The organism is Pseudomonas sp. Pmew2 (genome assembly GCF_058129885.1).
Genome location: NZ_CM176702.1, coordinates 4,645,569 through 4,668,809, shown reverse-complemented (window position 1 = coordinate 4,668,809; position 23,241 = coordinate 4,645,569). Strand labels below are relative to the sequence as shown.

General features: G+C 59.6%; 21 protein-coding genes and 1 pseudogene. 19 read left to right on the top strand and 3 right to left on the bottom strand.

Going from position 1 to position 23,241, the window contains the following annotated elements; translation table 11 throughout:
• The first annotated feature begins 7 nt into the window (after window positions 1–7).
• The 12 genes from AC4ANK_RS21570 (at window position 8) to AC4ANK_RS21515 (ending at window position 13,340) form a co-directional block, all read left to right on the top strand.
• Window positions 8–544 (top strand): chemotaxis protein CheW, encoded by a 537-nt coding sequence (locus tag AC4ANK_RS21570; protein ID WP_002554767.1) that lies wholly within the window; start codon window positions 8–10, stop codon window positions 542–544.
• Window positions 541–1,827: a CheR family methyltransferase gene (locus AC4ANK_RS21565; RefSeq protein WP_002554766.1), complete on the top strand. Its 1,287-nt coding sequence runs from the start codon at window positions 541–543 to the stop codon at window positions 1,825–1,827. The genes AC4ANK_RS21570 and AC4ANK_RS21565 overlap by 4 nt, the downstream gene beginning before the upstream one ends.
• The gene (locus AC4ANK_RS21560; protein ID WP_002554765.1) at window positions 1,827–2,516 is read left to right on the top strand and encodes a chemotaxis protein CheW; all 690 of its coding nucleotides are present in this window, start codon (window positions 1,827–1,829) and stop codon (window positions 2,514–2,516) included. Before AC4ANK_RS21565 ends, AC4ANK_RS21560 begins: the two co-directional genes overlap by 1 nt.
• Entirely contained in the window at window positions 2,513–4,897 is a 2,385-nt protein-coding gene (locus tag AC4ANK_RS21555; RefSeq protein WP_460384527.1) for a hybrid sensor histidine kinase/response regulator, read from the top strand. Before AC4ANK_RS21560 ends, AC4ANK_RS21555 begins: the two co-directional genes overlap by 4 nt.
• Entirely contained in the window at window positions 4,894–5,904 is a 1,011-nt protein-coding gene (locus AC4ANK_RS21550; protein ID WP_004666042.1) for a chemotaxis response regulator protein-glutamate methylesterase, read from the top strand. Before AC4ANK_RS21555 ends, AC4ANK_RS21550 begins: the two co-directional genes overlap by 4 nt.
• 45 nt (window positions 5,905–5,949) lie before the next feature.
• On the top strand, window positions 5,950–6,954 hold the full coding sequence (locus AC4ANK_RS21545; protein WP_002554762.1) for a response regulator: 1,005 nt from the start codon (window positions 5,950–5,952) through the stop codon (window positions 6,952–6,954).
• 117 nt (window positions 6,955–7,071) lie between these two features.
• Window positions 7,072–8,167 (top strand): peptide chain release factor 2 gene (prfB, locus tag AC4ANK_RS21540; RefSeq protein WP_099259081.1). Its coding sequence is split into 2 segments (ribosomal slippage): window positions 7,072–7,143 and window positions 7,145–8,167, totalling 1,095 coding nucleotides; the frame shifts between segments, so codons are not numbered across the junction.
• Between the two features lie 69 nt (window positions 8,168–8,236).
• The gene (lysS, locus tag AC4ANK_RS21535; protein WP_002554760.1) at window positions 8,237–9,739 is read left to right on the top strand and encodes a lysine--tRNA ligase; all 1,503 of its coding nucleotides are present in this window, start codon (window positions 8,237–8,239) and stop codon (window positions 9,737–9,739) included.
• Window positions 9,740–9,815: 76 nt separating this feature from the next.
• On the top strand, window positions 9,816–10,541 hold the full coding sequence (locus AC4ANK_RS21530; protein WP_002554759.1) for a TetR/AcrR family transcriptional regulator: 726 nt from the start codon (window positions 9,816–9,818) through the stop codon (window positions 10,539–10,541).
• Window positions 10,542–10,631: 90 nt separating this feature from the next.
• Window positions 10,632–11,951, top strand: a complete 1,320-nt coding sequence (locus tag AC4ANK_RS21525; protein WP_170947351.1) for a flavohemoglobin expression-modulating QEGLA motif protein — start codon at window positions 10,632–10,634, stop codon at window positions 11,949–11,951.
• Between the two features lie 175 nt (window positions 11,952–12,126).
• On the top strand, window positions 12,127–13,023 hold the full coding sequence (locus AC4ANK_RS21520; RefSeq protein WP_002554757.1) for an alpha/beta hydrolase: 897 nt from the start codon (window positions 12,127–12,129) through the stop codon (window positions 13,021–13,023).
• Window positions 13,020–13,340, top strand: a complete 321-nt coding sequence (locus AC4ANK_RS21515) for a PA3694 family proteiin (protein WP_002554756.1) — start codon at window positions 13,020–13,022, stop codon at window positions 13,338–13,340. The genes AC4ANK_RS21520 and AC4ANK_RS21515 overlap by 4 nt, the downstream gene beginning before the upstream one ends.
• Before the next feature lie 77 nt (window positions 13,341–13,417).
• Here AC4ANK_RS21515 and lptF read toward each other — a convergent pair whose 3' ends face one another.
• Complete coding sequence (lptF, locus tag AC4ANK_RS21510) at window positions 13,418–14,200, bottom strand: lipotoxin F family OmpA-related lipoprotein LptF (protein WP_002554755.1); 783 nt, start codon at window positions 14,198–14,200, stop codon at window positions 13,418–13,420.
• 58 nt (window positions 14,201–14,258) lie between these two features.
• Window positions 14,259–14,672, bottom strand: coding sequence for a DUF4398 domain-containing protein (locus tag AC4ANK_RS21505; protein ID WP_004657980.1), 414 nt, complete (start codon window positions 14,670–14,672; stop codon window positions 14,259–14,261).
• 380 nt (window positions 14,673–15,052) lie between these two features.
• Between AC4ANK_RS21505 and ppc the strand changes: the two genes are divergently transcribed.
• The 6 genes from ppc (at window position 15,053) to AC4ANK_RS21475 (ending at window position 21,621) form a co-directional block, all read left to right on the top strand.
• Entirely contained in the window at window positions 15,053–17,689 is a 2,637-nt protein-coding gene (gene ppc, locus AC4ANK_RS21500) for a phosphoenolpyruvate carboxylase (RefSeq protein ID WP_460384533.1), read from the top strand.
• 279 nt (window positions 17,690–17,968) lie between these two features.
• Window positions 17,969–18,616 carry an adenylate kinase gene (gene adk, locus AC4ANK_RS21495; RefSeq protein ID WP_002554752.1) on the top strand — a complete coding sequence of 216 codons (648 nt, stop codon included), beginning with the start codon at window positions 17,969–17,971 and terminating at the stop codon, window positions 18,614–18,616.
• 92 nt (window positions 18,617–18,708) lie between these two features.
• Complete coding sequence (tsaB, locus tag AC4ANK_RS21490) at window positions 18,709–19,383, top strand: tRNA (adenosine(37)-N6)-threonylcarbamoyltransferase complex dimerization subunit type 1 TsaB (RefSeq protein ID WP_002554751.1); 675 nt, start codon at window positions 18,709–18,711, stop codon at window positions 19,381–19,383.
• A 237-nt stretch (window positions 19,384–19,620) separates the two neighbouring features.
• Window positions 19,621–19,932 carry a hypothetical protein gene (locus tag AC4ANK_RS21485; protein WP_002554750.1) on the top strand — a complete coding sequence of 104 codons (312 nt, stop codon included), beginning with the start codon at window positions 19,621–19,623 and terminating at the stop codon, window positions 19,930–19,932.
• 2 nt (window positions 19,933–19,934) lie between these two features.
• Window positions 19,935–20,798 (top strand): DUF72 domain-containing protein, encoded by an 864-nt coding sequence (locus tag AC4ANK_RS21480; protein WP_002554749.1) that lies wholly within the window; start codon window positions 19,935–19,937, stop codon window positions 20,796–20,798.
• 133 nt (window positions 20,799–20,931) lie between these two features.
• The gene (locus tag AC4ANK_RS21475; RefSeq protein ID WP_031596299.1) at window positions 20,932–21,621 is read left to right on the top strand and encodes an extensin-like domain-containing protein; all 690 of its coding nucleotides are present in this window, start codon (window positions 20,932–20,934) and stop codon (window positions 21,619–21,621) included.
• A gap of 42 nt (window positions 21,622–21,663) precedes the next feature.
• Here the strand turns inward: AC4ANK_RS21475 and AC4ANK_RS21470 are convergent.
• Window positions 21,664–22,266: pseudogene (locus tag AC4ANK_RS21470) on the bottom strand (energy transducer TonB); the annotation flags it as partial.
• Window positions 22,267–22,362: 96 nt separating this feature from the next.
• Between AC4ANK_RS21470 and AC4ANK_RS21465 the strand changes: the two are divergent.
• Window positions 22,363–23,172 carry a class I SAM-dependent methyltransferase gene (locus AC4ANK_RS21465; RefSeq protein WP_002554746.1) on the top strand — a complete coding sequence of 270 codons (810 nt, stop codon included), beginning with the start codon at window positions 22,363–22,365 and terminating at the stop codon, window positions 23,170–23,172.
• Window positions 23,173–23,241 lie beyond the last annotated feature (69 nt).

Here is a 23,241-nt window from a genome sequence, read left to right as displayed (position 1 = left end):
CACTCCAATGACGGATCAATCGCCGAGGCGCAACGGCACGCCACTGACCACCAGCAAACTCTTTCTGCTGTTTTGCATCGGCGAAGACCGCTATGCACTGGACGCGACAGAGATTGCCGAGATCCTGCCTCGCGTGAAACTCAAGGCAATTGCCCAGGCTCCGCACTGGGTGGCGGGGATCTTTGCCCATCGCGGCGAGATCGTGCCGGTGATTGACATCAGTGCACTGAACTCCGGTCAGCCAGCGCGCTTGCGCACCAGCACCCGCATGGTTCTGGTGCATTATCGGCACGACGACGCGCACCCGGCGCAATTACTCGGGCTGATTCTGGAGCAGGCCACCGAAACGCTGCGTTGCCCGGTGTCACAGTTCAAGGCGTACGGGCTGGACAATCGCCTGTCACCTTACCTGGGGCCGGTTCGGGAGGATGAGCAGGGGCTGCTGCAATGGATTCACGTTCAGGAACTGTTGAGCGAGCCGGTTCGCGAGTTGTTGTACCCGGTGCCGCCAATCGACCTCGAACTGCTTGAGGACGCGCCATGAAGGTCGACGATTCACGCTTCTTCAGCTTCCTCAAGGAGCGTATCGGGCTGGATGTGACCTCGGTCGGCGAGGCGATCATCGAGCGTGCCTTGCGTCAGCGTGCGACGGCCGCCCATTGCCCCGACAGTGATGCGTACTGGCACCTTCTGGTGTCGTCGCCTCAAGAACAGCAGGCGCTGATCGAGGCGGTGATCGTTCCTGAAACCTGGTTTTTTCGCTACCCGGAATCGTTCGTCACACTGGGCATGCTGGCCCGTGAACGTATAGCGAGCCTTGCCGGTGTGCGCCCGTTGCGTATTCTCAGCCTGCCGTGCTCGACCGGCGAGGAACCCTATTCGATTGCCATGGCGTTATTCGATGCGGGAGTCGATGCCAGGCAGTTCAAGGTCGATGCCATTGATATCAGCCCTTTTTCGATTGCCAAGGCCGAGCACGGCATCTATGGCAAGAACTCGTTCCGGGGCAGCGACACCGGTTTTCGCGAGCGGTATTTCAACCCGGTCGCTGACGGGTTTGAAATCGCCGACAGTGTGCGCGCCTGTGTGAGTTTTCAGGCTGGCAACCTGCTCGATCCGAAACTGGCTTCGCAGGTCGCCTATGACATCGTTTTCTGCCGCAATCTGGTGATCTATTTTGATCGGCAGACCCAGCAACATGTGTTCAAGGTCCTCAAGCAACTGACCCGGGAAGACGGCCTGCTGTTCATCGGGCCGGCGGAGGGCAACCTGCTGGCAGGTATTGGCATGCGCTCGATCGGTATTGCGCAATCATTTGCCTTCCGGCATGCGCCAATCGAACCGACAGCTCCGGCTCCGGCTTGGAGCCCGGCTCCGGTAACCGCCCCGGTTGCACCGCGCCCGGCCCCCGATGCACCTGCCAGAGCGCCTGCGCCACGACCTGTCGCACGAACGTCCGCAGCGTTTGCGCCCATCGTCAAGCCGGTTGCTGTCACTGGCAATAGCGAGGTTTCGGCGCTGCTCGACAGGATTGCCGGCCTGGCCAACGAAGGCAAAAGTGCCGAGGCGCAGGCTGCCTGCGAGCGCTATCTGCAACAGCATGAGCCGGTTGCACAGGTGTTTTACTGGCTGGGCCTGCTCAGCGAAGTAGAAGGCAGCGTGGCGCAGGCTCAGGGTTTCTATCGCAAGGCGTTGTACCTGCAACCGCAGCACTCCGAATCGCTGGCCCAACTGGCTGCGTTGCTGGCCGCCCAGGGCGACAGTGCCGGGGCCCGGCGCTTGCAGGACCGTGCTGCACGTGGCGCGAATAAACAAGGAAACCATTGATGACGGGTGTGTCCGGTTTTTCCAGTCTTACCCATGACCAAGCCCTGGATATCGATGACTGCTGGAACCGTATCGGTATTCACGGTGATCGTTCCTGCCCGTTGCTTGAAGAGCACATACACTGTCGCAACTGCGCGGTTTATTCTGCGGCGGCCACTCGTCTGCTGGACCGCTACGCACTGGCCCAGGAATCGCATGAGCAGTTTCAGGGCTCTGTATTGCTACGCGACATACAGACCCGCTCCATCCTGGTATTTCGTCTTGGCGAAGAGTGGCTGGGGCTGGCTTCCCGCTGCCTCTCGGAGGTCGCCCCCAGCCAGACCATCCATTCGCTGCCGCACCAGCGCTCGCGTGCGATGCTGGGTGTCGCCAACGTACGAGGTGCTCTGGTAGCGTGCATATCGCTGGTCGAGCTGCTAGGGCTGGACAGCAATGCAGCGAGTGACCAGTCGGCGCGGGTGGTTCCGCGCATGTTGATCGTTGCTGCTGAAGGCGGCCCGGTCGTGGTACCGGTGGACGAGGTAGACGGCATTCACGCCATTGACGAGCGTGAGCTGGAAGCCGCTTCTGCGTCCGGTACTCATGCCAACGCCCGTTTTACTCGCGGCGTTCTGCAATGGAAAGGCCGAAGCCTGCGTTGGCTGGACGAAGAAGAGTTGTTGTCGGCGGTGCACCGGAGCCTTACATGACGCCAGATCAAATGCGTGACGCCTCACTGTTTGAACTGTTCACGCTGGAAGCCGATGCGCAGACCCAGGTATTGAGTGCGGGCCTGCTGGCGCTTGAGCGTAACCCGACCCAGGCGGATCAGCTGGAAGCCTGCATGCGGGCGGCACATTCGCTCAAGGGCGCGGCGCGCATTGTCGGCGTCGATTTCGGTGTGAGCGTTGCGCATGTGATGGAAGACTGTCTGGTCAGCGCGCAAGAAGGCCGTCTATTGCTGCAGGCCGAGCACATTGATGCGCTGCTGTCCGGCACTGACCTGTTGATGCGTATCGCTACGCCAGGCGGTAATAGCGTCGGTCAGCCCGATATCGACAGTTATGTTGAAAGGCTCAACGCGCTGCTGGCCTCCGGTGCTGGCGCAGCGCGCACGGTCAATACGCCGCTGCCTGACCCGGCCTCGGACGCATTGCTGGCCAGCGCGATGCAGCAGCTTGAGTCTTCAGCCCAAGGGGCTGAGCCAGTAATCAACCCTGTCCCTGATCCACTGACAGCAGAGCCGCGTCCGCCATCCAGGTCCGCCGCCAAGCCGGCTCCGGCTCCGGCTCCGGAACCGGAAGCACCTTTTACCCCCTTGGAACGTCGAGTGGCCGAGGGCGGCGAGCGTGTTTTGCGGGTCACTGCCGAGCGTTTGAACGGGCTATTGGACATGTCCAGCAAATCGCTGGTCGAGACCCAGCGACTCAAGCCGCTGTTGGCCGGTATGCAGCGCCTCAAACGCTTGCAAAGCAGCAGCGACCGCGCGCTTGAAGTGCTGGGTGCGAGCTTTGGCGAAGAAGGCCCCCCGGCTGATGTGCAAAAAGCCCTGGAAGATGCACGTAACCTGCTGTCCCAGGCGCAACAGGTGCTGGTCCAGCAAACCGCAGAGCTGGATGAGTTTGGCTGGCAGTCGGCGCAGCGCGCGCAGCTGCTGTATGACACCGCACTGGCCTGCCGCATGCGGCCCTTCGCCGATGTGCTGAACGGTCAGGCGCGCATGGTCCGCGATTTGGGGCGTGAGTTGGGTAAACAGGTACGTCTGCAGATTGAAGGGGAGAAGACCCAGGTCGACCGCGATGTACTGGAAAAGCTTGATGCGCCGCTGACCCATCTGTTGCGCAACGCGGTGGACCACGGCATCGAGTCGCCCGAAAAACGCGCGGCGTCGGGCAAGGACCCTGAAGGTCTGATTCGTCTGCAGGCATCGCATCAGGCTGGTTTGCTGGTCGTTGAGTTGAGTGACGACGGTGGCGGCGTAGACCTGGAGCGTTTGCGCCAGAGCATTGTTGAACGCAAGCTTTCGCCAGCAGAAACCGCCGCGCAGTTGAGCGAGGAGGAACTGCTGAGTTTTCTGTTTCTGCCGGGTTTCAGCATGCGCGACAAGGTCACGCAAATTTCCGGTCGTGGTGTCGGGCTTGATGCTGTGCAGCATATGGTTCGCCAGATGCACGGCAGTGTCGAGCTGCAGCAGTGGACGGGCGAGGGCAGTCGTTTCAGGATTGAAATGCCGCTGACGCTTTCAGTAGTGCGTAGCCTGGTGGTGGAAGTGGGCGGAGAAGCCTATGCCTTCCCTCTGGCCCATATCGAGCGCATGCGCGACTTGCAGCCGGATGATATTTTGCAACTGGAAGGGCGTCAGCACTTCTGGGATGAAGAGCGCCATGTCGGTCTGGTCTCGGCCAGTCAGTTATTGAATCGGCCGCCCGCCCAGAATGCCGGCGAAGCGCTCAAGGTTGTGGTTATTCGCGAGCGTGATGCAGTTTATGGCGTAGCCGTCGAACGCTTCATCGGTGAGCGTACGCTGGTGGTGATGCCGCTCGATGCGCGGCTGGGCAAGGTTCAGGACGTTTCGGCGGGGGCCTTGCTCGATGACGGTTCGGTGGTGTTGATCGTTGATGTAGAAGACATGCTGCGCTCGGTGGAAAAACTCCTGAATACCGGACGCCTGGAGCGTATTGACCGGCGCAACCGTCAGGTCGACCATGTATCGCGTAAACGGGTTCTCGTGGTCGATGACTCTTTGACTGTTCGCGAGCTGGAACGCAAGCTGCTGGTCGGTCGCGGTTACGAAGTATCGGTTGCCGTGGACGGGATGGACGGCTGGAATGCCCTGCGTGCCGGGGACTTCGATCTGCTCATCACCGACATCGACATGCCGCGCATGGACGGTATAGAACTGGTGACGTTGCTGCGCCGTGATACCCGTTTGCAGTCATTGCCGGTCATGGTTGTTTCCTACAAGGATCGTGAAGAAGACCGACGCCGCGGCCTGGACGCCGGAGCGGATTACTACCTGGCCAAAGCCAGTTTCCACGATGATGCCTTGCTCGACGCTGTTGTCGAATTGATAGGAGACGCGCAAGGATGAAGATTGCCATCGTCAACGACATGCCCATGGCCATCGAAGCCCTGCGTCGCGCGCTGGCCTTCGAGCCCGCGCACCAGATCATATGGGTGGCGTCCAATGGTGCCGATGCCGTGCAGCGCTGCGTCGAGCAGACCCCGGACCTGATCCTGATGGACCTGATCATGCCGGTGATGGATGGCGTAGAGGCCACCCGTCGGATCATGGCCGAAACACCCTGCGCTATTGTCATCGTGACCGTCGACCGCGAGCAGAACATGCGTCGCGTATTCGAAGCGATGGGGCATGGTGCGCTGGATGTGGTGGATACGCCTGCCATCGGCGGTCCTAACCCCAAAGAGGCGGCAGCACCCCTGCTGCGCAAGATACTCAATATCGACTGGCTGATCGGTCAGCGTGTCGGCCGCGAGCATGTGGTGGCTGCGCCGAGATCGGAGCCGGCGAGGCGCGACAGGCTCGTTGCCATCGGCTCCTCGGCGGGCGGCCCCGCGGCGCTGGAGATCCTCCTGAAGGGGCTTCCGGTGAGCTTTCCGGCAGCGATCGTCCTTGTGCAGCATGTTGATCAGGTGTTCGCGGCCGGTATGGCGGAGTGGTTGAGTTCCGCTTCCGGCCTGCCCGTGCGGTTGGCAAAGGAAGGCGAAACGCCGCAGCCAGGGGTGGTGCTGCTGGCCGGAACCAATCATCATATTCGTTTGCTCAAGGACGGTACGCTGGCGTATACCGCAGAGCCAGTGAATGAAGTCTACAGGCCCTCGATCGATGTGTTTTTCGAGAGCGTAACCCGTTATTGGAGTGGTGAGGCAGTCGGCGTTCTACTGACCGGCATGGGGCGCGATGGTGCGCAGGGACTCAAGGCAATGCGGGAGCGAGGTTTTCTGACCATCGCCCAGGATCAGGCAAGTTCTGCTGTGTATGGCATGCCCAAAGCGGCTGCAGCCATTGATGCTGCTGTTGAGATACGTCCGCTGCCCGCCATTGCCCCTCGCTTGGTCGAGGTATTTACTCAATGACTGCTCAGGTGCATTCACCTGTGGTCGGCGATCAGGAGAAACACTATGCATGACCTGCAGACGGATGAGATCAAGACCCCGGATGAGAACACCGCCATGGTGCTTCTGGTTGATGATCAGGCCATGATTGGCGAGGCTGTCCGGCGTGGGCTGGCTGGCCACGAATCGATCGACTTCCACTTTTGCGCCGACCCGCATCAGGCAATTGCCCAGGCCGTGCAGATTAAACCGACCGTGATTCTTCAGGATCTGGTCATGCCGGGCCTCGACGGTCTGACGCTGGTTCGCGAGTACCGCAGCAACCCGTTGACCCGCGATATCCCGATCATCGTGTTGTCCACCAAGGAAGACCCGCTGATCAAGAGCGCCGCGTTCTCGGCCGGGGCCAACGATTATCTGGTCAAACTGCCGGACAACATCGAACTGGTGGCGCGCATTCGCTACCACTCGCGCTCCTATATGACACTGTTGCAGCGTGACGAAGCCTATCGTGCCCTGCGGGTCAGCCAGCAACAGTTGCTTGACACCAACCTGGTGCTGCAACGCCTTATGAACTCCGATGGCCTGACGGGGCTGTCCAATCGCCGCCATTTCGATGAGTACCTCGAGCTGGAGTGGCGGCGTGCCATTCGCGATCAGGCGCAGTTGTCGCTGCTGATGATCGATGTCGACTACTTCAAGGCTTACAACGACAACTTCGGGCACCTGGAGGGCGACGAGGCCCTGCGTCAGGTGGCGAAAGCCATCCGCAACAGTTGCAGTCGCCCGTCCGACTTGCCCGCGCGCTACGGCGGCGAGGAGTTTGCCATGGTCCTGCCCAATACCTCTCCGGGCGGGGCGCGTCTGCTGGCTGAAAAACTGCGCCAGAGCGTGTCAGGCATGAATATCCCGCATATCGCTCCAACGCCGGGTTCCAGCCTTACCGTAAGTATTGGCGTCGCTACCGTGACGCCGCAGGTCGGGATGCACAGCCGTCAGCTGATTCTGGATGCCGACAAGGGGCTTTATCTGGCCAAGAACAACGGACGCAATCAGGTTGCGGCAGGCTGACGCCGCCAGTGGCCGGTAAAATAGGCCTCACAACGCCTGCTCGACGGGCTGCTTTCGTGGTCTTGCCTGGGGTATACTCGTCGGCTTTGAAAATTTCGCCTGCGAGTGCTGCCTACCATGGAAATCAACCCGATCCTAAACAGCATCAAGGATTTGTCCGAGCGCTCCGAAACCATTCGGGGGTATCTTTGACTACGATCACAAACATGATCGTCTGACCGAAGTCAACCGCGAGCTCGAAGATCCAAACGTCTGGAACAACCCGACCTACGCCCAGGAACTGGGGCGTGAGCGCTCCCTGCTGGCGCAGATCGTAGAAACCCTGGACGAAATGTCCTCGGGTCTGGCCGATGCCAAAGACCTGTTGCTGATGTCTGCCGAAGAAGAAGACCAGGCCGCCGTCGATGACGTCGCCGCCGAAGTCGAGCGCCTGCGCGAATCGCTGGAAAAGCTCGAATTCCGTCGCATGTTCAGTGGCGAGATGGACCCCAACAACGCCTACCTGGATATCCAGGCCGGTTCCGGCGGCACCGAAGCGCAGGACTGGGCCAACATTCTGCTGCGCATGTACCTGCGTTGGGCTGACAAGCGCGGTTTCGACGCCACCATCATGGAGCTGTCTGCCGGTGAAGTCGCTGGTATCAAGGGCGCTACCGTGCACATCAAGGGTGAATACGCCTTTGGCTGGCTGCGTACCGAGATCGGCGTTCACCGTCTGGTGCGCAAGAGCCCGTTCGACTCCGGCAACCGTCGCCACACCTCGTTCTCGGCCGTGTTCGTTTCGCCGGAAATCGATGACAACATCGAAATCGACATCAACCCGTCGGACCTGCGCATCGATACCTACCGCTCCTCCGGGGCCGGTGGTCAGCACGTAAACACCACAGACTCGGCGGTTCGTATCACCCACGTTCCGACCAACACCGTGGTCAGTTGCCAGAACGAACGTTCCCAGCATGCGAACAAGGACACCGCCATGAAAATGCTGCGGGCCCGTTTGTATGAGCAGGAAGTGCAGAAGCGCAATGCAGCGTCCCAGGCGCTCGAAGACACCAAGTCCGATATCGGTTGGGGTCATCAGATTCGTTCCTATGTGCTGGACGCCTCGCGTATCAAGGACCTGCGGACCAACATCGAACGCAGCGACTGCGACAAGGTGCTTGATGGCGATATCGACGAATACCTGATCGCGAGCCTCAAGCAAGGGCTGTAAACCGTCAGCCGACACCTCAAGTCCCTCGTCGCAAGACGAGGGCGAACCTGTGATGGAATATTTAAAGACATGAGCGACCAACAACTCGACCCGCAAGCCCTGCAACAGGAAGAAAACACCCTGATCGCCCTGCGCAAGGAAAAGCTTGCTGCAGGCCGTGCCAAGGGTCAGGCCTTCCCCAACGACTTCCGCCGCGACAGCTACTGCAACGACTTGCAGAAACAGTACGTCGACAAGACCAAGGAAGAACTGGCAGAGGCAGCGATTCCGGTCAAGGTCGCCGGTCGCATCATGCTCAACCGTGGCTCTTTCATGGTGATCCAGGACATGACCGGGCGTATCCAGGTCTATGTCAACCGCAAGACCCTGCCTGAAGAAACCCTGGCCGAGGTGAAAACCTGGGACCTGGGCGACATCATTGCTGCCGAAGGCACCCTGGCACGCTCCGGCAAGGGCGACCTGTACGTCGAGATGACCACCGTTCGCCTGCTGACCAAGTCGCTGCGTCCGCTGCCCGACAAGCACAATGGCCTGACCGACACCGAGCAGCGCTATCGCCAGCGTTACGTCGACCTGATCGTCAACGAAGACGTGCGCGAAACCTTCCGTGTGCGCTCGCAGGTTATCGCTCACATTCGCAGCTTCCTGATGAAGCGCGACTTCCTTGAAGTCGAAACGCCGATGCTGCAGACCATTCCCGGCGGTGCGGCAGCCAAGCCGTTCGAAACCCATCACAACGCGCTGGACATGGAAATGTTCCTGCGCATTGCGCCGGAGTTGTACCTCAAGCGTCTGGTGGTCGGTGGTTTCGAGAAAGTCTTCGAGATCAACCGCAACTTCCGTAACGAGGGCGTTTCGACCCGGCACAACCCCGAGTTCACCATGCTCGAGTTCTACCAGGCCTACGCCGATTACGAAGACAACATGGACCTGACCGAGGAGCTGTTCCGCGAACTGGCTCAACTGGTTCTGGGCACCACCGACGTGCCTTACGGCGACAAGGTGTTCCACTTCGGCGAACCGTTCGTGCGCCTGTCGGTGTTCGACTCGATCCTCAAGTACAACCCGGATCTGACCGCTGCCGATCTGCAGGACGTCGACAAGGCTCGTGCCATTGCCAAAAAGGCCGGTGCCAAGGTGTTCGGCTTCGAAGGCCTGGGCAAATTGCAGGTGATGATTTTCGAAGAGCTGGTCGAGCACAAGCTGGAACAGCCGCACTTCATTACTCAGTACCCGTTCGAAGTGTCTCCGCTGGCGCGTCGCAATGACGAAAACCCGAGCGTAACCGACCGTTTCGAGTTGTTCATCGGCGGCCGTGAAATCGCCAACGCCTATTCCGAGCTCAACGACGCCGAAGATCAGGCCGAACGTTTCCAGGCTCAGGTAGCCGACAAGGATGCCGGTGACGACGAAGCCATGCACTACGACGCCGACTTCGTCCGCGCGCTGGAGTACGGCATGCCGCCGACGGCAGGCGAGGGGATCGGTATCGACCGGTTGGTGATGCTGCTCACCGACTCGCCATCGATCCGCGACGTCATTCTGTTCCCGCACATGCGCCCGCAAGCGTAATCAATGAAAAAACAGCCGCCTTCAATGGGCGGCTTTTTTTAGGTGTTTTTCAGGACGATTCAAAAAGGAAGCTGTCGTGACGATTGCCAGAGAAGGGGCCGCCGGAGTAGCGAGCGCGGTGGCCAAAAGTGTCAAGTTTCAAGGCCGCAAGGCGGCCCGCGAAGGCAGTGAACAACGCAGACAGGTCATTCTCGATGCGGCCATGCGCATCGTGGTGCGCGACGGCGTGCGCGCTGTACGTCATCGCGCAGTGGCCGCTGAGGCCAGCGTACCGCTGTCGGCAACCACCTATTACTTCAAGGACATCAATGACCTGCTCACCGATGCCTTTGCCCAGTATGTACAGCGCAGTGCCGATTACCTGGCGCGGCTTTGGCAGAACACTGAAGGTATTCTGCGTGAGATGATGAGCCGCAGTTCGGGCAGCCCGACCGACCGTTTTCGGCTGGCTGACGATATTGCGCGTATGGTGATGGAGCATATCCGGCATCAATTGCTGACCCGGCGCGACTACCTGATTGCCGAACAGGCGTTCTACCACGAAGCGCTGATCAACCCGCGTCTGACCCCGCTGGTGATGGCCCATCAGGAAATTCTGCTGCAGGGCAGTTGTCAGTTCTTTCAGGTGATTGGTTCGTTGCAGCCGTATCAGGACGCTCAGGTATTGACGGGGCTAATCCGGCGCATTGAGTATCAAGGCCTGCTGCATGGCCCACAGCGTCAGGCGGACGAAGAAATGCTCTGTATTCTGACCCGGCAGATGCGTCTGGTTTTGGGAACGCCGCAGCCGGTTCGAGGGTGACTATACTTCGTTCGACGTGCTCTGGGTCGGCGGTTCAGACGGCTTGACGACCCTGCCAATTTCGATATTTTCCAGCGGTGGCGTGTTCTCATGCCGCCGAGCAGTAGCGAAACAGCCAGCCAAGGAGTACCGGTGGACGAGTATCAACAGACTATTCGTGCGTTATCGGATCGGATCGTCGTTGCACAGACGCCGATCCGCATTCTGGATGCAGTTAAATGGGATGAGACAGTTCGCAAGGACTTTCTGGCCGCCAAGGGCAAGGCGCTTCCTGCCGTGGACCGTGCCTATTACGAAAACCGTCCGCTGGGCTTTGATTCGGTCGCCTTGAAGCAAGAGTTTCAGAACATCGAGCGGGATGTAACGCGTCAACTCGGGCAGTTCAACCCGGTCGGGCAGATCATGCGCCGCATGTGCCGTGAGTACCGCATGGTGGTGCGTATGCTCGAGGCCCGCGGTACGTCCGACTTCGGCCTGATTTCGCAGGAGCTGTATGGCGCTGCGTCCGATGCCTTTCACGCCGGTGACCCGACGCTGGCCGATCTGGGCCTGATGCTCTCGGATTACCTGAACAACATTGCCGGACGCGGCGACCTGAAGGACGAGCCGAAAACGCTCACGGCCAAGGACGCTGTCTCGCTGCTGCAATCGCGTTTGAACCGTGTGTTCGGTGAGGCCGAGGAGACCATCCGGGTTTTCGAGTCCGACGGTATCGTCGCTGACGCGGCCGCGGGTGCCGACTACATCAAAATCCGCACCGACGCGATGTTCAATGAGCGTGATGTACGGGCGCTGGAGGTTCACGAAGGGCTGGTACACGTCGGCACCACGTTGAACGGGCAAAACCAGCCGATCTGTACGTTCCTGTCCAAAGGTCCGCCTTCATCGACGGTGACTCAGGAAGGCCTGGCGATTCTCATGGAAGTCATCGCCTTCGCCTCCTACCCCAGCCGTTTGCGCAAGCTGACCAATCGTACTCGTGCCATTCACATGGCCGAGCAGGGCGCTGATTTTCTGCAGGTGTTCGAGTTCTACCGCGAGCAGGGCTTCGGCATGTCGGAGAGCTACGGCAACGCCAGTCGCGTATTCCGTGGCTCGGTGCCCAACGGCTTGCCGTTCACTAAAGACCTGTCCTATCTGAAAGGCTTCATCATGGTCTACAACTACATTCAGCTGGCCGTGCGCAAGGGCAAGCTTGAACAGGTGCCGCTGCTGTTCTGCGGCAAGACCACGCTGGAAGACATGCGTACCTTGCGCCAACTGGTAGATGAAGGGCTGGTGGTGGCACCCAAATACCTGCCTGAGCAGTTCCGTGACATGAACGCGCTATCGGCCTGGATGTGCTTCTCCAACTTCCTCAACCACCTGAGCCTGGACCGTATCGAAGCGGACTACTCGAATATTTTGTAGGCCGAACTGACTATCGTGCCAATGCGCCGCGCTGCACAGTCAGGATCGGACGCAGAGCGTCCAGAACGGCATTCCCACGCTGGAGCGTGAGGAACGATAATCTTGTAACTATCGTGCCATTGCTCTGCGCCAGCACGGCGGTGATGTGGCGATGAAAACAGCAAGGAAACCCCATTTGAAACTGCTCGGAATCTTCACCCTGTTCCTCGCACTCACCGGTTGCAGTTCGATGCTGTTCTACCCCGAGCAAGGTGTTCCGTTCACACCAGACAAGGCTCGTTTACAGTATCAGGACGTGAACCTCACCGCCGCCGATGGTACGCGCCTGCATGGCTGGTGGCTGCCCGCGAAAGAGAGTGTGCCGGTCAAGGGTACGGTGCTGCATCTGCATGGCAACGGCGGCAATCTGTCCTGGCACCTTGGCGGCGTCTGGTGGTTGCCCGAGCAGGGTTATCAGGTGCTGATGGTGGATTACCGCGGTTATGGCGAGTCGCAGGGCGAACCGAGCCTGCCGGCGGTCTATCAGGATGTTCAGGCCGCTTTCGACTGGTTGAACACTGCACCGCAAGTGCAAGGCAAACCCCTTATGGTTCTGGGGCAAAGCATTGGTGGAGCGCTGGCGGTGCACTACTTGTCAGAACACCCGCAGGAGCGCTCGCGGCTCAAGGCGTTGGTGTTGGACAGCGTGCCGGCCAGCTATCGCAGCGTCGCGCGAAACTCGCTGAGCAAGTCGTGGCTGACCTGGCCGTTGAAGACGCCCTTGTCCTGGCTGATCCCGGAGGCTGACAGTGCCGTCAACGGCCTGCCACGATTGGCCGGCACACCGATGCTGATCTTTCACAGCATGGACGACACACTGGTGCCGCTCGCCAACGGTATCGAGCTGTACAAGGCCGCGCCTCCACCGCGCGTATTGCAATTGACCCGTGGTGAGCACGTACAGACGTTCGCAGACCCTCTCTGGCGTCAGGTGATGCTGCGCTATCTGGACGACCCGATGCATTTCAATGGCTTGCGTCGCCTTGCGCAAGTGCCCGACTACCCGACCCCTGCTACACCGCCAGCGCCATGAGCCGCGACCGTAACGTCAACGGCATGATTCTCAGCGCTGTCGGTGCAGTCATCGGCACCGTCGGCTGTCTGTGGTTTTACGGCTACCTGCACTTCGCAAAGCCTGAGGATGCATTGCTGCTCGGCGAATTCACTCTGCTCAAGACCGTGCCAGGCGAGGACTACAAGATCGCCGCGACGCCAGCTGTCGAGGTGGCGCAATGCGTTGATGGCGTGCTGGTGCTGTTCGACACATCGCGAAAGGGCTTGTCGGGCGTGTTGATCGATGACCACAGGCAAGCGGTGCGGTGCATCGGCCAGCAGACGCCACAGCAATAAACAAGGCGATAAATTTTCGGCATTAAAAAGCCCCGCCTGTATGCGCAGGCGGGGCTTCAGTGCAGCGGCTCAGTCGCTTATTTCATCGACGAGCGCGGTGCAACAGGCTGGTTGTCGTTGGAGATGGTGACTTCCACACGACGGTTCATGGCACGGCCCGAGTTGCTGGTGTTGTCAGCAACCGGATATTCCTTGCCGTAACCCATGGTCACAACGCGTGCTGGATCTACACCCATACGTACCAGTGCCATGCGAACCGAATTGGCGCGGCGCTCGGAAAGCGACTGGTTGTAGGAAGCAGAACCTGTGCTGTCGGTGTAGCCTTCAACGATCACTTTGCGATCAGGGTTTTCCTGAAGGAAAGCAGCCAGCTTGCCGATGTCGCCTTGAGCGGTCGGCTTCAGATCGGCCTTGTTGTAGTCGAACAGCACGTCACCGAAAGTCACCAGCGTACCGCGTTCGGTCTGCTTGGCGTTCAGGCTGTTCTTCAGCGCAGCGATCTGAGCATCACGAGCTTCCAGGCGTGCCTTGGCGCGGTCGGCAGAAGCATTCTGCAGAGCAGCTTCGGAGGTGCGCAGGGCGATGGTCTGCTTGGCCAGCTCTACGCGCTGGTTGGTCAGATAAGACAGTTGGTCAACTTTCTTGACGTCATCATCGTTACGGAAAGCCTGTTCTGCCTTGGCCAGCCATTCGCTGGCGTCTTTGGTTTCAAGCGCCGCGACTTTGGTAGCTTCCGGGTTGGTCTGCAGCGCGGTGAAGTTGCTGCGGGCCTGTTCCAGATTAGGGTTAGGCTTGGTTGCACAGGCTGCCAGGGCAACACTCATGGCCAGCAGAGCAGGGATCATCAATTGTTTACGCATAATAGGGTCGTCCTTTAATCAGTTACGAATTCATGAAAACAGAAAGGGTTCAGGGCAATCACTGCACCTGACGCAGGCCTTCTTCACGGAGTTCGTTGACGCCCTGACGAGCATCCTGCACAGCCTTGGCAGCTTTGGCGGCCTGAGATTTGCGTTCTGCTACACGAGCGTCCCACTCGGCTTGTTCAGCCAGGCGGCGAGCTTCGTCGTACTTGTGATCCTGCATGGCCAGATCAGCTTCTTTGAGCTTGTCCTGAGCCGACTTCATTTCCACCGCTGCGAATTCGGTACCGCCGGCGCTGACAGCGCTGTTGACGGCCGATTGCGAAACTGCATATTGCTCGGATGGCGGGTTACCTGCGCAACCGGCGAGGATAAAGGTGCTACCGAGCGCCAGCGCAGCCAGCTTGAGACCGCGCAGGCCTTTGAACTTGGTTTTGGCAGTTAAGGTGTTCATGGTGATCAACTCCATTGTCTGACTCCGAACGTGGTTATCCATGACAGTTGTTGCATCAAGTCCGGGCATGAGGTCGTACAACCGCCTGCTGCCTTTCGGGCTTTCCTGTAATGGTTAAAGGCTCCGACCTGCGCTGTTTTTGAATAGTTCAGATAAATATCTACTGTGTGGTCAGGAATTTTCAGGGGGCTTCAGGAAGCGGTCAGCATGTCGATCGGCATGTGAGCGGACGTCGCTGCAGGATTAATCAGGCGTTGAGGCGCGGCTTTTTGTTGAACCATTTGTCCAATTGCAGGCTTTTGGTGCACTGTTGGCAATGCGGATTCGAATTCACGTACGCCCGCGCTGTTTTGCGGGTACGCAACTGAGCCCAGACAAAAAACGGGAGAGGAACGATGGCCGATATCGATGCGCGTCTGCGCGAAGACGTTCACCTGCTGGGTGAGCTGTTGGGTAACACGATTCGTGAGCAGCGAGGCGCTGAATTCCTCGACAAGATCGAACGTATTCGCAAAGGCGCCAAGGCGGGCAGGCGCGGTTCTGCAGAAGGTGCCGAGCAACTCAGCGCCAGTGTCGACGGGTTGGGTGATGACGAACTCCTGCCTGTGGCCCGTGCGTTCAACCAGTTTCTCAACCTGGCCAATATTGCCGAGCAGTATCAGCTCATGCATCGCCGTGACTATACCCAGCCTCTGCCCTTTGAGTCGCGGGTGTTGCCCGAGCTGCTTGACCGCCTGAAAACGGAAGGTCACACGCCTGATGCCTTGGCGCGCCAACTGAGCAAGCTGGAAATCGAGCTGGTGTTGACGGCTCACCCCACCGAAGTTGCGCGCCGTACGCTCATTCAGAAATACGACGCCATCGCTGCGCAGTTGGCCGCGCTCGATCATCGCGACCTCAACAGCACCGAGCGCGCACAGATTACCTCGCGTTTGCAGCGTCTGATCGCCGAGGCCTGGCATACCGAAGAGATACGGCGTATCCGTCCCACGCCGGTTGATGAGGCCAAATGGGGTTTTGCGGTTATCGAGCACTCCCTCTGGCACGCAATTCCGAACTACCTGCGCAAGGCTGACCATGCACTGCACGCAGCGACCGGCTTGCATTTGCCGCTGGAAGCCGCGCCGATCCGCTTTGCCTCGTGGATGGGCGGAGACCGTGACGGCAACCCGAACGTCACGGCCAAAGTTACCCGTGAAGTGTTGTTGCTGGCGCGCTGGATGGCGGCTGACCTGTATCTGCGTGATGTGGATAACCTGGCCGCAGAGCTGTCGATGCAACAGGCCAGCGACGCCTTGCGGGCCAGCGTCGGTGACAGTGCCGAGCCTTATCGGGCAGAACTCAAGCGTCTGCGTGAGCGCCTGCGCGCGACGCGCAATTGGGCCAACGCCTCATTGAGCGAGACCTTGCCTGCGCCTGAAGCGGTGCTGCGAGACAACCGCGAGCTGCTGGACCCGCTGCTGCTGTGCTTCCAGTCGCTGCATGAGTGCGGCATGGGCGTGATTGCCGACGGGCCGCTTCTGGATTGCCTGCGCCGTGCCGTCACGTTCGGCCTGTTTCTGGTGCGTCTGGATGTCCGCCAGGACTCCAGTCGCCACTGTGCGGCGATGACTGAAATTACCGATTATCTGGGGTTGGGTCGCTACGAAGAGTGGGACGAGCAGACCCGCATCGACTTTCTGTTGCGCGAACTGAACAACCGCAGGCCGTTGCTGCCAAGCTACTTCAAACCGGCAGCCGACACCGCAGAAGTGCTGGCAACCTGCAGGGTAGTGGCAGCAGCTCCGGCAGCGTCGCTGGGCTCTTACGTCATTTCGATGGCAGGTTCGGCATCCGACGTGCTGGCCGTGCAGTTGCTGCTCAAGGAATCCGGGCTGCAACGGCCGATGCGTGTGGTGCCGTTGTTCGAGACCCTAGCTGACCTCGACAACGCCGGGCCGGTGATCGAGACGCTGCTCGGCTTGCCTGGCTATCGTTCGCGTCTGCACGGCCCGCAGGAAGTCATGATCGGTTATTCCGACTCGGCCAAGGACGCGGGCACTACGGCGGCGGCCTGGGCCCAGTACCGCGCGCAGGAAAAGCTGGTGGAGATCTGTCGCGAACAGCAGGTCGAACTGCTGCTGTTTCATGGTCGCGGCGGTACGGTTGGTCGTGGTGGCGGCCCCGCGCATGCGGCGATTCTGTCGCAGCCGCCAGGTTCGGTAGCCGGGCGCTTCCGGACCACCGAGCAAGGGGAAATGATTCGTTTCAAATTCGGCCTGCCGGACATCGCCGAACAGAACCTCAATCTCTATCTGGCAGCGGTGCTGGAAGCGACCCTGCTGCCGCCACCACCTCCGCAACCGTCTTGGCGGACGATGATGGACCAAATGGCCGCTGACGGGGTCAGCGCCTATCGCGCGGTAGTGCGCGAGAACCCTGAGTTCGTCGAGTATTTCCGTCAGGCAACGCCCGAGCAGGAACTGGGGCGCCTGCCACTCGGCAGTCGCCCGGCCAAGCGCCGCGAAGGTGGCGTGGAAAGCCTGCGCGCCATTCCGTGGATCTTCGCCTGGACGCAGACGCGTTTGATGCTGCCCGCCTGGTTGGGTTGGGAAGCCGCGCTGAGCAAGGCTCTGGAGCGTGGTGAGGGTACGGTGCTGGCGCAAATGCGCGAACAGTGGCCGTTTTTCAGAACCCGCATCGACATGCTGGAAATGGTCCTTGCCAAAGCTGATTCGGACATTGCCCGACTCTATGACGAACGTCTGGTCAGTGCTGAGCTGCAACATTTGGGCGCACATTTACGCGACCTATTGTCGCAGGCGTGCAATGTGGTTCTGGGGCTGACCGGGCAGAAGCAACTCCTGGCACACAGCCCTGAAACGCTGGAATTCATCAGTCTGCGCAACACCTATCTCGACCCGTTGCATTTGCTCCAGGCCGAGCTGCTGTCCCGCTCCCGCAGTCGCGAAGCCAGTCTGGACAGCCCTCTGGAACTGGCGCTGCTGGTGTCTGTAGCCGGGATCGCTGCTGGTCTGCGTAACACTGGTTGAGCACGCGCGTTACTTTAATTGCCGGGCCGTTTTGGCCCGGCATTGGCAAGACCGGGTTTGCAGGTTGGCCTGCCGGAAACGTTGATACAGATCACGCCGCTCGACAATCGGGGCGCGCAAGCCGGTGCGCACGCGGTTAATGCGACTTTTGGCGGCTTGTGCGGCCTCGGTCGGCTGTGTATCTTGATCAGCCTTTCGGCCTGTTGGCCTGATTATTTTTAGATTGGCCCCCGAGGCGAATCCGTTGATTTCACTATAAAAATTTTGAGGAGCATGACGATGCGCGTGATTCTGCTAGGAGCTCCCGGGGCCGGTAAAGGTACTCAGGCAAAATTCATCACTGAAAAGTTCGGCATCCCGCAGGTTTCGACAGGCGACATGCTGCGCGCTGCAGTCAAGGCTGAAACCGAGCTTGGCCTGAAGGCCAAGAGCGTCATGGACTCGGGTGGTCTGGTTTCCGATGACCTGATCATTGGTCTGATCAAGGATCGTCTGGCCCAGCCGGATTGTGCGAACGGCGTTCTGTTCGACGGCTTCCCGCGCACCATTCCTCAGGCCGAAGCCCTGTTGAAAGCAGGTCTGGAAATCGACCACGTGCTGGAAATCGCCGTTGATGACGAAGAAATCGTCAAGCGCATGTCGGGCCGCCGGGTTCACGAAGGCTCTGGTCGCATCTATCACACCATCTTCAACCCGCCGAAAGTCGAGGGTATCGATGATGTGACTGGCGAACCGCTGCTGCAGCGCAAGGACGACGTCGAAGAGACCGTGCGCCATCGCCTGTCGGTCTACCATGCCCAGACCAAGCCGCTGGTCGAGTTCTACAGCAAGCTGGAAGCGAAGGATGGCAAGCCCAAGTGCAGCCATATTCCTGGCGTCGGCTCGGTTGAAGAGATCACTGCAAAAGTACTGGAAGCCCTGAAGTAAGACTTTCAGTCTGAACAATAAATGGCCCGCTTGCGGGCCATTTGTCATTTATACTGCTGCACTTTTTCACCCTGACCATGACGGAAACACCGATGACCACCTTGCTGGCCCTGGACACCGCCACTGAAGCCTGCTCGGTCGCTTTGCTGCACGACGGCAAAGTGCTGAGCCACTACGAGGTGATCCCGCGCCTGCATGCCCAGCGGCTGCTGCCGATGATCAAGGACCTGCTGGCCGAGGCGGGTATCGCGATGTCGGCGCTGGATGCCATCGCGTTCGGGCGCGGCCCTGGCGCTTTCACCGGCGTGCGCATTGCCATTGGCGTCGTGCAAGGTCTGGCATTTGCGCTGGAGCGCCCGGTATTGCCTGTTTCCAATCTTGCCGTGCTGGCCCAGCGTGCCTTTCGTGAGCATGGCGTGTCTCAGGTGGCATCGGCCATTGATGCGCGCATGGATGAGGTGTACTGGGGTTGCTATCACGAGACAGCCGGGGAGATGCGTCTGCTCGGCAACGAGGCGGTCATGGCACCCGAATTGGCAACGCTACCTGCGCACGCCAGTGGACAATGGTTTGGTGCCGGTACCGGCTGGGGCTATGCCGAGCGCATTCCGGTGAGTCTTGCCGGGCATGACGCAGGCATGCTGCCCCATGCGCAGGACTTGTTGACGCTGGCGTCCTTCGCCTGGACGCGTGGTGAAGCGCTGCCAGCCGACGACGCCCAACCTGTCTACCTGCGGGACAAGGTTGCAACGCCCAAAGCGCGTTGATGTGATTGGCGTCAAGGCACGCCATAGTGTTCTGCTGTCATGCCCGTCCAAGTCATGCTATTCCGTCTATAGCTGGAAAAATATCAATTCACCAGCTACCGTTTATCGTCTGAATGGTCTTTAATCTCATTTGGCGAAAACAATTTGCAATATGTGTGGTCTAGTTATCGTTAAGCAATTTGCGAACTACAAGGCAGTAACGCTAAATTGCCACTATCGACGCCGAGTATATAATCGATGCGCATAGACGGAACCTCATCACGCTCTTACCCCATCAAGCGCAAGCCGCAGAAAACGCCTTCGACCGTTGAAGGCTCTTTCGAGGAAGTCGTAGTTGATGCCGAGTTGCCGCCGCCTCCTGCGCAGGCTCGTCGCGATGCGGGTGACTCACCGATAGGCAGCACTGCCAATGTGCCTGCGCGTCCGCAAGACATCATTTTCCCGCGCTCCATGAGCTCTCGTGTCGCTCACGCACTGGCCAGCTACCTGACCACCGCCAGCTTTGTCGATTGGGACCTTGAAGTATCGGGGCTCGATCTTCACGTTTGACTGTGTCTCGCCTGCCTTACTACCTCGGTTGTCCGTCATGGAGTGAAAACGCCTGGCGAGACTCGTTGTACCCGGAAGACGCCCGCCCCAATGATTTCCTGAATCTCTACACTCAGGTATTCAACGCTGTCGAAGGCAACACCACATTCTATGCCCGTCCCGCTGCCACAACGGTGCAACGCTGGGCAGAAACGATGCCCGACGATTTTCGTTTCACCGCCAAATTCCATAAAGACATCAGTCATAACGGCGACCTTCGTGAGCAGGTGGGCGCCGCTGAGGAATTCATCCGTCTGCTTGCGCCTCTGGGCGGGCGGATCGCACCGTTCTGGCTGCAGTTGCCCGCTAGCTTTACACCGCAGCGTCTGGCCGAGCTGGCCGGTTTTCTTGATGAACTCAATGTGCCGCTCGCCGTAGAAGTGCGCAACATGGCGTTTTTCATGAAGGGTGATGAAGAGCGCATGCTCAATCGCCTGCTGCTGGATCGAGGCGTCGAGCGCATCTGTCTCGACTCCCGGGCATTGTTCAGCTGTGTCTCGAGCGATCCCGCAGTCCTGCACGCGCAATCGAAAAAGCCCAAGGTGCCGCCTCGTCCGGCTGCGCTGACGCTGTTTCCCCAGGTCCGTTTCATCGGCGGTCCTGACCTGGAGGCCAATGATCAGTTTTTGGTGCAGTGGGTGGAAAAGGTCGCCGTGTGGATCGAAGAGGGGCGCACGCCTTATGTCTTCCTGCACACCCCTGACAACATCAAGGCTGCCGAGCAGGCCATGCGTTTTCACCAGCAACTGATGGCGCGATTGCCTGGCTTGCCGGCATTGTTCGAGCTGGATCGCGGGCCTCAGGTGGAACAGTTGGGCTTGCTCTGAGGTCTTCCAGGTGTGGGCTGACAGAGCCCGACCTTGTGGAGAGCCCGCTAATGGATTCGCAACTGCGCTGTTTGCTTGCCATTTACAAACCCTTCTTCAAATTCACCCCTGTTGTCTGGGGCATGGGCTGAGCATGCGTGTGCTTCTGGTATTCCTGCTGAGCTGTGCAATGGGGGCGTTCGCAGTCTGGCGAGGCTGGGTCGATGTGCCTGCGCGCTGGAACCCCTGGGCGCCTTTGGATGTGCGGGCCGAGCCCAATTTTCTGACGTCTTACAAGCTGTCACGACTGCACAACGACCCTGCGCTGTGCGACCAGGTGCTGAGTACGTCCGGGCTGCGTTTCAGTCGTCAGGCCGACAGTGAACCTTCTGCTCGCTGCCCTCTGGAAAATACCCTGCGCATTCAGGGCGGCGACGTGGCGCTGAGCAGCAGTTTCCTGGCCAGTTGCCCATTGGCGGTGGCCTATGCGCTGTTCGATATCCACACCTTGCAGCCCGCTGCCCAAGCGGTTTTCGGTCAGCGGGTAGCGCGGATCGATCACTTGGGCAGCTTTGCCTGCCGCAATATCTACAATCGCGCCAACGGCCGGCTCAGTCAGCACGCGACCGCCAATGCACTGGATATGGCAGGTCTTCGCCTCGCAGACGGTCAGCGCATCGGTGTTCTCAAGGACTGGAACGACGAAGGGGACAAGGGGCGTTTTCTGAGGCTGTTACGTGACGGTGCCTGCAAAAATTTCAGTACGGTGCTCGGGCCTGAGTACAACGCGGCGCATCGCGATCATTTTCACGTCGACATGGGGCGCTGGTCGGTGTGTAGGTAGCGGGCCTGTAAGCTGCCGGCAAGAGCATTGGGGCTTATGCCGCTGCAGGATCAGCGGGCGAGCCCAGCCGTTCTCGTAGTCGAACTGGCGTTGTTGGGCAGCAATGGTCTGCTCATCCAGAGGCAGGGCAGGCTTGTCGGCCAGTTCCCATTCGAATTCGGCGATTGGCAGGTGCAATGGGCGCGGTTGAGGGCCGGGGCCCGGGTTGACGCTGTCGCTGTACGGGTTCAGAACGGTAGGGCGTACCCAGTGGCTCTCGAATTCCAGATGACGTTGTTGTTCGATCAGCTCAGCCATGCTGAAGGGCTCGGCAGGCGGCGGCAGCAAGTCAAGGTCGAACTCGGCAATCGGCAGGAACAGCGGCTCAGGTGGTTTGACCTCGGTGTCGGTGACCGGGCAGGCACGTTGCTCGACAATCTTGCTCAGGGTTTTTGCGCCAGCGACCGGTTCGCCTGTTTCAACATCCACTTCAACGGCCGTCGGGTGCACCGGCACGGGAGTGCTTTCACTGACCTGATCCGCCATCGCTCGGGCAAATGCATCCGACCACAGCTGCGTCACACCACCCAGTGTGCGGCTGTTGCGAACGCTAAAGTCGCCTGAGTGCGACAAATAGCCGATGGATGATTGAACAATCTCTGACATAGCGATCAGTACTGGCCTTGGGTCTGGCAAAATGCCGGATACTTGGTTATCGGCAGACTTTGCCGATCATTAACAATTTTTGAGTGTGTGGGCGTAATGATTGAGCAGCAAACAGGCAGTCGTATCCGGGTCGAAGCGCTCGCGGTCGCAGGGCAGGAGCAGGCGGAGCATTGGGCGCAGCGTCTAGGCTTGCCGTTGAACGGCGCGGAAGCTGATTTTGCGTTGCAATCGACCGACGATGGCCTGCAATTGCAGCAGTTGGGCGACGATGCGCCTGGCGCTGTGCGAGTTGATTTTGTCGAGGGTGCAGTGGCACATCGTCGTCTGTTTGGCGGTGGCACCGGGCAAATGATTGCCAAGGCCGTCGGTATTCAGCCAGGCGTTCGTCCCAGCGTGCTGGATGCCACGGCAGGTTTGGGCAAGGATGCGTTCGTGCTGGCAAGTCTTGGTTGCGAGCTGAGCCTGATCGAGCGTCAGCCGATTATTGCTGCACTGCTGGAAGACGGTCTGGCGCGCGGACGCGATGATCGTGATGTGGGTGCGATCGTTGCCCGGATGCATTTGTTGACCGGCAACTCCATTGAAATCATTCGTGGCTGGACAGCGGAGCCGCCGCAGGTCATTTACCTCGACCCGATGTTCCCGCATCGGGAGAAAACCGCTCTGGTCAAAAAGGAAATGCGCCTGTTCCGGCCTCTGGTCGGCGATGACATGGATGCGCCTGCATTGCTGGAAGCGGCTCTTGCGCTTGCCACCCACCGTGTTGTGGTCAAACGCCCGCGCAAGGCCCCCTGCATTGACGGGCCAAAGCCAGGTTATGCGCTGGATGGAAAATCCAGCCGCTACGACATCTACCCGAAGAAGGCCTTGAAGCCTAAGGCAGTCAAAGACGATAGCGGTGCATAGCGCCTGTAGCGTCGATGGCCTGAGCCCGAATCAAACGCAGATGCGCCCGTGAATACAGGCGCTAACCCT

Bases quoted from the DNA above. Each gene is read 5' to 3' on its own strand.
- AC4ANK_RS21570 (WP_002554767.1), top strand. From the start codon at position 8: ATGACGGATCAATCGCCGAGGCGCAACGGCACGCCACTGACCACCAGC.
- AC4ANK_RS21565 (WP_002554766.1), top strand. From the start codon at position 541: ATGAAGGTCGACGATTCACGCTTCTTCAGCTTCCTCAAGGAGCGTATC.
- AC4ANK_RS21560 (WP_002554765.1), top strand. From the start codon at position 1,827: ATGACGGGTGTGTCCGGTTTTTCCAGTCTTACCCATGACCAAGCCCTG.
- AC4ANK_RS21555 (WP_460384527.1), top strand. From the start codon at position 2,513: ATGACGCCAGATCAAATGCGTGACGCCTCACTGTTTGAACTGTTCACG.
- AC4ANK_RS21550 (WP_004666042.1), top strand. From the start codon at position 4,894: ATGAAGATTGCCATCGTCAACGACATGCCCATGGCCATCGAAGCCCTG.
- AC4ANK_RS21545 (WP_002554762.1), top strand. From the start codon at position 5,950: ATGCATGACCTGCAGACGGATGAGATCAAGACCCCGGATGAGAACACC.
- lysS (WP_002554760.1), top strand. From the start codon at position 8,237: ATGAGCGACCAACAACTCGACCCGCAAGCCCTGCAACAGGAAGAAAAC.
- AC4ANK_RS21525 (WP_170947351.1), top strand. From the start codon at position 10,632: ATGCCGCCGAGCAGTAGCGAAACAGCCAGCCAAGGAGTACCGGTGGAC.
- AC4ANK_RS21515 (WP_002554756.1), top strand. From the start codon at position 13,020: ATGAGCCGCGACCGTAACGTCAACGGCATGATTCTCAGCGCTGTCGGT.
- lptF (WP_002554755.1), bottom strand. From the start codon at position 14,200: ATGCGTAAACAATTGATGATCCCTGCTCTGCTGGCCATGAGTGTTGCC.
- AC4ANK_RS21505 (WP_004657980.1), bottom strand. From the start codon at position 14,672: ATGGAGTTGATCACCATGAACACCTTAACTGCCAAAACCAAGTTCAAA.
- ppc (WP_460384533.1), top strand. From the start codon at position 15,053: ATGGCCGATATCGATGCGCGTCTGCGCGAAGACGTTCACCTGCTGGGT.
- adk (WP_002554752.1), top strand. From the start codon at position 17,969: ATGCGCGTGATTCTGCTAGGAGCTCCCGGGGCCGGTAAAGGTACTCAG.
- tsaB (WP_002554751.1), top strand. From the start codon at position 18,709: ATGACCACCTTGCTGGCCCTGGACACCGCCACTGAAGCCTGCTCGGTC.
- AC4ANK_RS21485 (WP_002554750.1), top strand. From the start codon at position 19,621: ATGCGCATAGACGGAACCTCATCACGCTCTTACCCCATCAAGCGCAAG.
- AC4ANK_RS21475 (WP_031596299.1), top strand. From the start codon at position 20,932: ATGCGTGTGCTTCTGGTATTCCTGCTGAGCTGTGCAATGGGGGCGTTC.
- AC4ANK_RS21465 (WP_002554746.1), top strand. From the start codon at position 22,363: ATGATTGAGCAGCAAACAGGCAGTCGTATCCGGGTCGAAGCGCTCGCG.